This is a genomic window from Alkalihalophilus marmarensis DSM 21297, assembly GCF_000474275.2.
GTDB classification, from domain to species: domain Bacteria; phylum Bacillota; class Bacilli; order Bacillales; family Bacillaceae_D; genus Alkalihalophilus; species Alkalihalophilus marmarensis.
Genome location: NZ_ATAE01000028.1, coordinates 121,201 through 131,893, shown reverse-complemented (window position 1 = coordinate 131,893; position 10,693 = coordinate 121,201). Strand labels below are relative to the sequence as shown.

Genomic DNA, 10,693 nt, shown 5'->3' with positions numbered 1-10,693 from the left:
ATTTGAACCGCCGTATACGGAACCGTACGTACGGTGGTGTGAGAGGTCGGAGGCTAATAGCCTCCTCCTACTCGATATGTGGAATCACGAAATCTAATACAATCTCTGCAGCCCCTCCCGCAGCAAACAAGCTTCTCATTTGGTACGTAAAATCTCATTCTGTAAACAAAGGTTTGGTCTTGTTCTCTCACAAAAATAATATCGGCCTGTAATCGTTTACCTTTCATTACGGCCGCTGCATTATAGAACAATAGTCTTTCTATATCCTCTTTTGAGATATAAGAGTGAATATATAGAAACGGAAAGCCGCTAAAAATTTTCTTGCTAATACTCTTAATCGCAGGTTCTGTAGAAGTCATAATCATAAACTTCTCCCAAATGACGTCTAAATTCATACACTTCATCCTTTAAAGTAGGGTGCTCGTTATGTTCATTATATAATAAGTGTATCGTAATTTTTTAATATCATCCATATTTTCAGCCAGCATAGGAAGTTGCTCTCAGTGTTAATGCATGCTAGACTAAAGTAAGTAGATGAAAAAGGAGAACGAAATTATGGGGAACCGTCAAGGGATAGCTGTATGGCTGACTTCTCTTAAGTTTGCAAGGCAGCTTAGGCGTTTTGGAAACGTACAATATGTTTCTAAGAAGATGAAGTATGTTATTTTCTATTGTGACCAGGATAAAGTAGAGGAAATTACAAAAAAGCTGCAATCCTTTCATTACGTACGTGATGTTCAACCTTCGATGAGACCTTTCATCAAGACTGAATTTCAAAATGCTAAGCCGGATAAGGCTAAAGAATATGATTATAAAATGGGTATTTAACCAGGTGATAACCTGGTTTTTTTATGTAAATTAGAAATTTAGAGATTCGAAGAGGTTCCGGAAGTTAAACTGCTGTTACAGTTTCTTTTACGCGTTAAAGGGCTGTTTTTACTTGTTGAATCCTTCGTGAATCGAAATATATAATGGGTTTAATAGAAGAGGAAGTGATCGTTGTGGACGGTTGGAAACGAAATTTACGTATTTTAGTTGTCTGTCAATTTATCGTAATGAGTGCTATGACTATGATTATCCCTTTTCTTCCCTTGTATTTAAAAGAACTTGGTGTGACGAACCCAGAGACGTTAAGTCTGTGGGCTGGTATTATTTTTGGGGCTAACTTTTTAACGGCCTTTTTATTTTCACCATTTTGGGGAAGAATGGCTGATCGACATGGACGTAAAATGATGATTTTACGGTCGGGTTTTGGTATGGCTTTAGTTATTAGTTTAACTGGATTTGCTACAGGTCCGGTTTCTCTTTTGATTTTAAGACTATTAAACGGGGTGATCTCTGGTTTTATCCCAGCCTCGATTGGACTTGTGTCCACTAATACTCCAAAGGAAAAAGTGGGTTATGCTTTAGGTGTGCTGCAATCAGGAACTGTAGCAGGAGCTATATGCGGCCCTTTAATTGGAGGTGTAATGGCACAGGCCTTCAGTTATCAAATGGTTTTCTTTTTAACTGGATTATGTATTTTGGTTGCTGCTTTAGGCGTGTTGTTCTTCGTACGTGAGTCATTTACCCCGGTTTCTAAGGAACAGAAAACTAGCACAAAAGAGGACTTTATAGCTGTAACGAAGCAAAAACCTGTATTATCTCTTTATTTAGTTATCTTTTTAATTCAATTAGCGATTATGGGTGTGAACCCGCTGCTTTCTTTGTTCGTAACAGAATTAACACCTGCAGAAAATGTGGCATTCTTTGCAGGGCTAGCTATATCTGTAATGGGATTTGCTAATATGATGACCGCTCCGTTTCTTGGTAAGCTGAGTGATAAAAAAGGGGCTCATCATGTGTTGATTTACTCTATGCTTGGCGTTGCCATGTTTTCAATCCCTCAAGCTTTTGTTGCAGACATATGGCAGTTAATTGCCTTGAGGTTTATGGTAGGTCTTTGTCTAGGAGGTCTTCTGCCAGCAGCTAATACACTAATACGTCTTCATGCCCCGAACGGGATGGAGAGCAGGACGTATGGATTTTCAAACAGTGCTATGTATCTTGGCACAATGATTGGGCCAATCATCGGCGGCTGGATCATAGCAAATGTTGGGGTACGTGGCTTGTTTTTAGTGTGTGCTGCAATACTTCTTGTAAATGTAGCTATAGTAAAGCTTAAAGTCCTGCCGCCAGCAGAACGGTTATTTATGAGGGAATTTCATCAAAAAAAGAAAGCTGCTTCTCATTAGAGAGCAGCTTTCTTGCATTTGATTTGAATAGTGCCGCGACGAATGCCTATTGAAGAGGAGGAATATAGCGGTTCATACGTAAAATACCGATAAGATATTGATAGTATAATTCGTCTTCTTTAAATTGTTTAGAATCTTTAACTGATAAACTATGGATAGTAAGGTCAAGCTCCTCTGCCATCTCTGAGAATAAATCATACCTTTGATTAGGAGTTACATCAGGGTTTGTCACGCCTTCTCTGCAAATATAGATCGGCATAAGTTTCCCGGGTGCAGCAGGCTCTAACGCCACAGCTAAAGATGTTTTTTCATTGTTGCCTATTGTTGTATCTAAACGTATTAAACGGTGGATACGTTCTCTATTCAAACGAGCTAGTTCAAGCAGTTCATAAATATCAGAGTACCCCTCGCCAAGTTCTATGAATCGTTGAATCAATTCCAGTCTCTCCTTTTTCAGCAAAGCATTTAATAAATAAATTGCACGCTATATATTACAAAATATGTATTACAAAATAAGTATTACGAAAACAGAAAAACAGCACACAAAAAATGTAGCATGTCTTCATTGGAATGTCGAGACAAAAAAAAGCCTCGTAAGATGAACTTACGAGGTGCCATGTAACATACCTATGTATGTACTAGGCTATGGGAGAGGAGAAACCGGAGGAAGAACTTATGGGGAAACGTAAGTCTTCTCCGCGGTTGTCGCAACATTGAATCAATGCCGCTATCTGTCATTATGAACAAAACATTTGGGCAATATACATGATGTATTAAAAAAGTTAGATGATCTGATAGTGCTTGTTTAAGGGGATTTATGGTAGGATGATGAAGAATGGTTAAAGAAAGTTAGGTGGATAGTATGAGAGTGATTTCTGGCGAAAAAAAAGGCTTGTCAATAAAAGCTGTACCTGGCGTGTCAACTAGACCCACTACGGACAAAGTAAAGGAATCCATTTTTAATATGATCGGTCCTTACTTTAATGGGGGACTTGCCTTAGATTTGTATGCAGGAAGCGGAGGTCTTGGGATCGAGTCTCTTAGCCGCGGGGTAGAAAAAGTAATATTTGTCGATCAGGATAGGAAAGCTGTCCAAACAATAAAAGAAAATCTTAAGCAGTGCGGGTTAAGTGAGCAGGCTGAGGTATATCGCAATGATTCAGACCGTGCACTTAAAGCATTAATCAGGCGTGAGCTGGCATTCTCGCTTATCTTTTTAGACCCTCCCTACGCAAAACAAAAGCTTTCCTCTGACATCAGTATCATCAGCGATCATGGTCTCTTAGAAAAAGAGGGTATGATTGTATGTGAACATGATACGAAAGTAGAAATGCCTGATAAAATTAATGAATTAACGCTGATTCGGGCCGAAACATATGGAGATACGACCATCACAATTTTTGAGCATGATAAGGATTAATTAATTCGTATGTAAAGGTAACCGCTAATCAAAAAAAGACTAGGGGGTAAGGAAATGGCTAGTATAGCAGTTTGTCCAGGGAGTTTTGACCCAGTTACATATGGGCATCTAGATATTATTACTCGAGGTGCAAAGGTTTTTGATCAAGTTATTGTTGCAGTTCTACATAATCGAAATAAGCAGCCGATGTTTTCGGTTGAGGAAAGAGTACAGCTGTTAAAAGAAGTAACATCTCATTTAGACAATGTGGTGATTGATTCATTTAATGGACTCCTCATTAATTATATGCAAGAGAAAAAAGCAAACACGATTATCCGAGGTTTAAGAGCCGTTTCTGATTTTGAGTATGAAATGCAGGCCGCCTCTATTAATAAAAAACTCGGCCCTGAGATCGAAACCTTTTTTATGATGACGAACAACCACTATTCATATTTAAGTTCGAGTATTGTAAAAGAAGTAGCTAAATATGAAGCGGATGTTTCAGATATTGTGCCTGATATTGTAGCAGAGGCGTTAAAGAAAAAGTTTAAAGAATCATAAGCAAGAACAAAGCAGACCGGGAAATTCTCCGGTCTGCTTTGTTTATGCGTGCTTTATGGCCCGATTAGCTTTTAACAGGATATAGATAATAAGAGTGATAAGAGTAAATATGGAACCATATTCAACGACGAGCTGCCAGATCGGGTGAATCCTTTCTGATTGATCGATGAGAAAGACAGGAATGACTCCCCACTCCTGGGTACTTTGCTGATTCACATAAAGGGGCTCCCATAAAACTAAAGCAAAACAAGCTGCAAAAAAACCATGAATGATTCGTGCTAAGAAAAATGGCTTAAAACGAATATCTGTATCCGCTAAAATACTGGCAACCTGGGCTTGGATGGAAAAACCGCTAAAAGCAAGGAAGAAGCTGGTGACAATGATTTGATGCAGGAGCATGGTGTCAGTACTCTCACTAGTCTTCTTAGCTCCAAGTGTTATTTCAAACAATCCCGAAATAAAAGGGATGCTTAAATCACTTGGTAACTTGAAAAATGTCAGTATAATAGAGATTAAGGCGGCAAGAATGGATGTTATTCCAATTAATAACAGCAATTGATTTAAAACGGAAAATAAAATGATAAAACCGCCGATCATTAACAAGGTCTTGACAGAGGACTGGACGGCATCTCCTAATAGTTTTCCAATAGGACGGCCATCTTTTAAGCGTTCTTGATGCAAAAGGCGAAGAGCCTCTTTTATAGAAAGACTGCTGCTTTTAGCGTTGCTGTCTTCTTCTTGGTCTCGACCATGAAAGCGAAATAGCAGCCCGACACAGATATTACCTAGATAGTGAGCAAGTGCAAGCACAATACCTAATGCAGGGTTATGAAAGAAACCTACAGCAATGGCGCCGAATATAAAAAGCGGGTTAGAAGAGTTCGTAAATGAGACGAGGCGTTCGGCTTCTATTTGAGTCACTTTTTCTTCTTGTCTAAGGCGGGCAGTCAGTTTAGCACCTGCAGGATTTCCTGATGCTAGCCCCATCGCCCATACAAACCCTCCAACTCCTGGCACGCGAAAGAGGGGTCTCATTAATGGCTCTAAAAGCGCCCCGATAAATGAAACAACACCAAACCCTATTAATAATTCAGAGACAATAAAAAAAGGCAGCAAGGATGGAAATACGACATCCCACCACATCGTCATTCCACGAATCGATGCTTCAAACGATTCTTTTGGAAAAACCATAAGTGAGCCTGCAAGAAATATAGCTACAGCTGCAAGCAGAATTGTTTTCATTTTAGAAGAATACATCGAAGGGGCAGCCTCCTTTTAATTAAAAAGCTGGTCGTAAATGTTGTATATCGGATTAAGGCATTTTTGAATTCTTGTCCATAATTAAATATACGTATAGAGGCTTGGTTTAGACCATATGATTGAAAATGAACAGGGGAAGCCGTAAGATAGGAGAGGGTATAGTATGGAGAAGTCGTGTCCTAAAATCGGTCTCGCACTCGGTTCAGGAGGAGCAAGAGGATTTGCGCATATTGGTGTGTTAAAAGCATTCGAAAAAGAGAGGGTACCCATTCATTATCTAGCTGGGAGCAGCATGGGGTCGCTTGTCGCAAGCTTGTATGGTATTGGACAAACAACGGACTCAATGGAGCGTTTCGCATCCATGTTTAGAAGGAAATATTATATTGACTTTACTGTGCCGAAATTAGGGTTTGTAAATGGTAACCGCGTAAAAGAGCTGATCCGTTTATTAGCCAAATCTAAACACCTTGAACATACGGATATTCCGGTTGCTGTCATCGCTACTGACTTGAAAAAAGGAGAACGTGTTGTCATGACAACAGGTCCGATAGCGGAGGCTGTCAGAGCAAGTATTGGGATACCGGGGATTTTTGTACCAGAACAGCGCAATGGTCAAGTGCTCGTTGACGGAGGGGTGATTGATCGTGTCCCTGTATCAGTGGTAAAAGAAATGGGAGCAGATATTACAATAGCAGTTGATGTGTCCTATTTTAGACAGGAATTAGAGTTTAATTCTGTTTATGATGTTATTATGCAAAGCATGGACATTATGGCACGAGAGATGATGAAACCAAAGGAGCTTGATTGCTCAGTTATGATTAGGCCTATTGTTACTCATACAAGCTCACTAGATTTTTCTAATGTCGAGAAGTTAATTGAGCGGGGGGAAGAAGCCGCATATGAACAAATGCCCAAGATCAAGCAGATTATAAACGACTGGAAGGGGCAAGGGAATGAAGCAGACAAAACAGAGTAACTGGATAAAGTGGCGCTGGCCGATATTAATCATTTTATTATTAGGGTTGTATTTTACTCCCCTGCCGTATTACTATTCTCAGCCTGGTGATGCCTTAGTATTAGATAATGTCATCTCAGTTGATGGAGCAAGTGAAGAGGCCGGGGGATCTTTTATGCTTACGACAATAAGGATGGGAAAGGCAAACCCTATCTTTTATGCGTGGGCTCAGTTCAGTCCATATCGAATTCTTCATCCAGAGAGTCAGCTTCGATTTGAAGATGAAACAGATGAAGAGTATCAGCATAGGCAGCTGATGATGATGACTGATTCACAAGAGGTAGCAAAAATTGTAGCTTATGAACAAGCGAATAAAGAAGTAAGCTATGAGTACTTTGGTGTGCTGGTCACTGTATTAATTGAAGGAATGCCTGCAATTGAGGTGTTAGAGCAAGGAGATCGTATCCAACAAGTCAACGGAGAAAGTATTCGGACGGCTGATGAACTGATTGAGCGTTTAACTGGATATGAAAAAGGTGACAATGTAACCCTTACGATTGAAAGAGAAGGAGAGTTAATGGAGGTAACGGTTGGTTTTTCACCCTTCCCCGAAGAGATGAACGCACCAAGTGATCGTGTGGGGATCGGGATTCAAGCCCCCGTTACGGATCGTGAAGTTACTTTTAATCCTGAAGTACATATTGATACAAGCCAAATTGGAGGGCCTTCTGCAGGGTTAATGTTCTCTCTAGAAATATATGATCAATTAACAGAGGGCAATCTGACGAAAGGATATTTAGTGGCTGGTACAGGAACAATCAGAGAAGACGGGACGGTCGGACGGATCGGCGGTGCTGCCCAAAAAGTAGTAGCGGCGAATAGAGCAGGTGCCGATTATTTTCTAGCTCCGTTTGAAGACGGGGCAGATGATTCAAATTACAATGAAGCGGTATTAGCTGCAGAAGATATTGGGACAGACATGGAGATTATTCCAATTAATCGTTTTGAAGAAGCCATTGAATTCCTAGAATCTTTATAAGAAGAAGAGGACTGCTGACGCTCGCCAGCAGTCCTTTTTATTTACTTAATCATAATAGGCGACATAGTGTAGTCTCTTTTTAAAGCTGCTATATTCCCTTTCATAGCTAATGGAGCGGCATATATTTTCCCGATACGATCATCTTGCGCGGCCATCGTTCCGCGAGCTTTGGCAAAGCGGCTTAGAAGAGGACAGTCTAAGTTTTTTTTTATGAGATTTACATATTCTTTCCCTTTAGGATTCATACCTAGCAGTCGAATATAGGGAAGCGGTTCGGACGTTATCGCCTTCATTTCTTGTTTTGTCGTATTCGTTAGAACGTGGGTTAACAGCCTCTGAAGCCTTGTCCACGTATAACGTTTCGTTTTTAAGGCTTCCATCCATTCCTTAAAATTTGATGCGTTACTGATTGTATCTTTCAGTCTGTACTCCAAACCTTCTTCACATTCATATATTTCACGAAGCTGTTCGATGCTGCTTCGTTCGATTTCAAACTGGAGCAAAGGAAAATATAAATCCCAGGAATGGAAAGTACCGTATTCATGTTGATAGCGCTCTAATATATTCATGCTTACATACGGAACGACATGTTTGATGCCAGTCAAATCACCTTTTTCTGACATTACCTTCTTCCGTATACTCGTTGCGCTGGCGATAGGATGATCGGTCACTTTAGGGTCATGGTAATTGGCGCTAGTTCTTTTAGTTGTCTGTGCCTCTATATTGAAGTCAGAATCAATGATAGCTTTGGTGTAATGATAACCTAGAATGTTATTAGGCTCACTCAGTGACAGGATAGACTCATGGTGATCTAGGCTGTTAAACGCTTCCATACAGGCTCTTGGATAGCTGACTCCGGCTTGGAGTTGATTTCGTACTAATTCATCCCAAGCATCTTTATGTGTATGCATAAAGTTGACGAGACGAATGAAAGACTCGATTTCTCCAATTTCACTCCCGAAATTAATACAGTCTACTTTTAGATGGTTAAGTATACGCACAGCTCCTTCTGCAAAGGTCTGCGCTTTTTGAGTAGAATATGCATACGGTAGTTCCACAATAACATCTGCACCTGAATGAAGCGCCATTTCAGCACGCTCCCATTTAGAGATAATAGCAGGCTCCCCTCTTTGCAAAAAGGACCCGCTCATAACAGCCACTACTACATCGGCTTGACTCATCCGGCGCGCTTCTTGTAGGTGGTAAGCATGTCCATTATGCAACGGATTATATTCGACAACGACCCCAACAGACTTCATTCAAATCCCTCATTTCAATGTCTTACTCAGCTTCCTTTACTAAGCTATCACAACATGGTACAATATGTCTTATTGCGAAGATTAAACGAAAAAATATTCGTTTAATCTTTTTATGTGTTTTCTTTGACTACATTATCGGTTTGTTGCCTATATTATAGACAAAACTGTGTAAAGAAAAAAGGTTGACAAACAAATAGCGTAAGTCTATAATTATTTTTGTTGCCCAAGAGGTGATTGATCATGAAATGGACATTGCAACAGCTGCAAATTGCTAAGCATAAACCTTTTATTTTTGATGAAACGATTGATTTATCAGATCTAAAAGAACAAAATGCTGAAATTCGCAACATATCTCCTATTCGAGTTCAGGGGGAGTTGACTTATTCAGGTCAGCTTTTAACGTTTAGCCTTCATATTACTGGAGAATTAACGCTTCCTTGTTCACGAACATTAGTGGATGTTTTATTCCCAATAGATCTTAATGTGATTGAGCAGTTCCGACCTGAGAACGCGTATCACATTTCAAAAGAAGATCATGAAGAAGCGAACGTCATTACAGGAGACCTGGTAGATTTAACACCAGCGATTAAAGAGTATATTCTCCTTGAGATTCCGCTTCAAGTGTATGCTGAAAATCAAGAGGATCCACAAGCTCCCCCTTCAGGAAAAGGATGGGGAATTGTGACTGAAGAAGATCAAGAAAAGAAAGTAGATCCGAGACTTGCGGGTCTAGCGAAATTTTTTGATGACAAGAAGTAAGAAAATCGAAGCACCGACATTTGCTCGGCCCTTCATTTCATACAAGCTAGCTTTCGTTTAATATGAACTAGTAATCATTTAAATCCTATAAGGAGGTGGGAATGATGGCAGTACCTTTTAGAAGAACTTCTAAAACTCGCAAAAATAAGCGTCGTACTCACTACAAATTAGCAGTACCTGGCATGACTAAATGCCCTGAGTGTGGAGAATTAAAACTTGCTCACCGCGTATGTAAAGAGTGTGGCTCATACAAAGGCCAAGACGTAATCAGCAAGTAATATTGACGTGATAACAACGTATAAGCAAGGAGCTTTTAGCTCCTTGCTTATTTTTTATGAAAAGGAATTTATGAGAATTTGTCGAATCAATGTTTTAGAAGGGGGAATCAACAGTGAAGAAAGTAAATATTGTACAAGAGAATGAGATTACATGGATTATATTGAATAGAGAAGAACTTAGAAACGCAATAGATGAAGAAGTGATGGATGAGCTCTTGGCAGGACTCAAAATAGCTCGAGATGACGATAGTAAAGTAGTAATCTTTACTGGAGAAGGCGATGCGGCCTTTTGTTCAGGCGGGGATCTCTCTGTGTTTCACAAGCTGAAGACAGAAGAAGAAGCCTTAGGTATGTTAAGTAAAATGCGAAACGTCTTAGAAGAAATTTTCTTCTTTCCAAAGCTTACTGTGTGTGCGTTAAACGGTGTGGCAGTCGGGGGAGGCTGTGAATTAGCATCATCTTGTGATATTAGGATAGCTGCTCCTCATGTTAAAGTTGGTTTTATTCAAGGGAAGCTTGGCATTACAACAGGATGGGGCGGTGCGTCTATGCTATATGAAAGACTTCCCCAGCCAGCAGCGATGGAAATGTTAATGACCGCGAAAATATATAAGGCAGATGAAGCGAGAGCGCTTGGTTACCTGCAAGGTATAATTTTAGGAGAACCTTTTAGAAGCGGAGTGCTTGAGTGGCTCACTCCATATATTAAGTTAGAAAAAGGAGTCCTTGAAGCATATAAATCTAGATTTACAGGTAAACTTGACCGTGAAGTATTTTCAAGCCGAATGCAAGCAGAAACCGCAGAATGTGCGAGACTATGGGAAACAGATGCTCACCATCAAGCCGTAGATGCTTTTCTAAATCGTACATAATAAGCTTACTATTGAATAAATAAGCAAATGGCGAATAGAGTTCATGTAAGAAGGACATAATCTCTTACTAGAACAAA

At 39.9% G+C, this 10,693-nt stretch carries 13 protein-coding genes; 9 read left to right on the top strand and 4 right to left on the bottom strand.

All coding sequences use genetic code 11. From position 1 onward, the window contains the following. Positions 1-53 precede the first annotated feature (53 nt). Entirely contained in the window at positions 54-395 is a 342-nt protein-coding gene (locus tag A33I_RS09860) for a hypothetical protein (RefSeq protein ID WP_022628273.1), read from the bottom strand. A 160-nt stretch (positions 396-555) separates the two neighbouring features. Here A33I_RS09860 and A33I_RS09855 point away from each other — a divergent pair, with 160 nt between their 5' ends. Continuing rightward, positions 556-828: a YlbG family protein gene (locus A33I_RS09855; RefSeq protein ID WP_012959515.1), complete on the top strand. Its 273-nt coding sequence runs from the start codon at positions 556-558 to the stop codon at positions 826-828. A gap of 173 nt (positions 829-1,001) precedes the next feature. Then, the gene (locus tag A33I_RS09850; protein WP_022628272.1) at positions 1,002-2,234 is read left to right on the top strand and encodes an MFS transporter; all 1,233 of its coding nucleotides are present in this window, start codon (positions 1,002-1,004) and stop codon (positions 2,232-2,234) included. A 46-nt stretch (positions 2,235-2,280) separates the two neighbouring features. On the opposite strand, the gene A33I_RS09845 is transcribed toward A33I_RS09850, so the two are convergent. Next, positions 2,281-2,670, bottom strand: coding sequence for a DUF7147 family protein (locus A33I_RS09845; protein ID WP_022628271.1), 390 nt, complete (start codon positions 2,668-2,670; stop codon positions 2,281-2,283). Between the two features lie 426 nt (positions 2,671-3,096). On the opposite strand from A33I_RS09845, the gene rsmD reads away from it, so the two are divergent. Both rsmD and coaD read left to right on the top strand, forming a co-directional pair. Then, positions 3,097-3,654 (top strand): 16S rRNA (guanine(966)-N(2))-methyltransferase RsmD, encoded by a 558-nt coding sequence (gene rsmD, locus A33I_RS09840; RefSeq protein ID WP_022628270.1) that lies wholly within the window; start codon positions 3,097-3,099, stop codon positions 3,652-3,654. Positions 3,655-3,708: 54 nt separating this feature from the next. Continuing rightward, positions 3,709-4,194: a pantetheine-phosphate adenylyltransferase gene (gene coaD, locus A33I_RS09835; RefSeq protein ID WP_022628269.1), complete on the top strand. Its 486-nt coding sequence runs from the start codon at positions 3,709-3,711 to the stop codon at positions 4,192-4,194. Between the two features lie 42 nt (positions 4,195-4,236). Here the strand turns inward: coaD and ylbJ are convergent, their stop codons facing one another. Beyond that, positions 4,237-5,451, bottom strand: a complete 1,215-nt coding sequence (gene ylbJ, locus A33I_RS09830) for a sporulation integral membrane protein YlbJ (protein ID WP_022628268.1) — start codon at positions 5,449-5,451, stop codon at positions 4,237-4,239. A 166-nt stretch (positions 5,452-5,617) separates the two neighbouring features. Between ylbJ and A33I_RS09825 the strand changes: the two genes are divergently transcribed. Together A33I_RS09825 and A33I_RS09820 are read left to right on the top strand one after the other, a co-directional pair. Further along, positions 5,618-6,430, top strand: coding sequence for a patatin-like phospholipase family protein (locus tag A33I_RS09825; RefSeq protein WP_022628267.1), 813 nt, complete (start codon positions 5,618-5,620; stop codon positions 6,428-6,430). Beyond that, positions 6,408-7,448, top strand: coding sequence for a SepM family pheromone-processing serine protease (locus A33I_RS09820; protein ID WP_022628266.1), 1,041 nt, complete (start codon positions 6,408-6,410; stop codon positions 7,446-7,448). Before A33I_RS09825 ends, A33I_RS09820 begins: the two co-directional genes overlap by 23 nt. Before the next feature lie 41 nt (positions 7,449-7,489). On the opposite strand, the gene A33I_RS09815 is transcribed toward A33I_RS09820, so the two are convergent. Beyond that, complete coding sequence (locus A33I_RS09815; RefSeq protein WP_022628265.1) at positions 7,490-8,707, bottom strand: nucleotidyltransferase; 1,218 nt, start codon at positions 8,705-8,707, stop codon at positions 7,490-7,492. Between the two features lie 240 nt (positions 8,708-8,947). On the opposite strand from A33I_RS09815, the gene A33I_RS09810 reads away from it, so the two are divergent. The 3 genes from A33I_RS09810 (at position 8,948) to A33I_RS09800 (ending at position 10,616) form a co-directional block, all read left to right on the top strand. Then, the gene (locus A33I_RS09810) at positions 8,948-9,466 is read left to right on the top strand and encodes a YceD family protein (RefSeq protein ID WP_022628264.1); all 519 of its coding nucleotides are present in this window, start codon (positions 8,948-8,950) and stop codon (positions 9,464-9,466) included. Positions 9,467-9,570: 104 nt separating this feature from the next. Then, positions 9,571-9,744: a 50S ribosomal protein L32 gene (gene rpmF / locus A33I_RS09805; RefSeq protein WP_012959505.1), complete on the top strand. Its 174-nt coding sequence runs from the start codon at positions 9,571-9,573 to the stop codon at positions 9,742-9,744. A 113-nt stretch (positions 9,745-9,857) separates the two neighbouring features. Further along, complete coding sequence (locus A33I_RS09800) at positions 9,858-10,616, top strand: enoyl-CoA hydratase/isomerase family protein (protein ID WP_022628263.1); 759 nt, start codon at positions 9,858-9,860, stop codon at positions 10,614-10,616. Positions 10,617-10,693 lie beyond the last annotated feature (77 nt).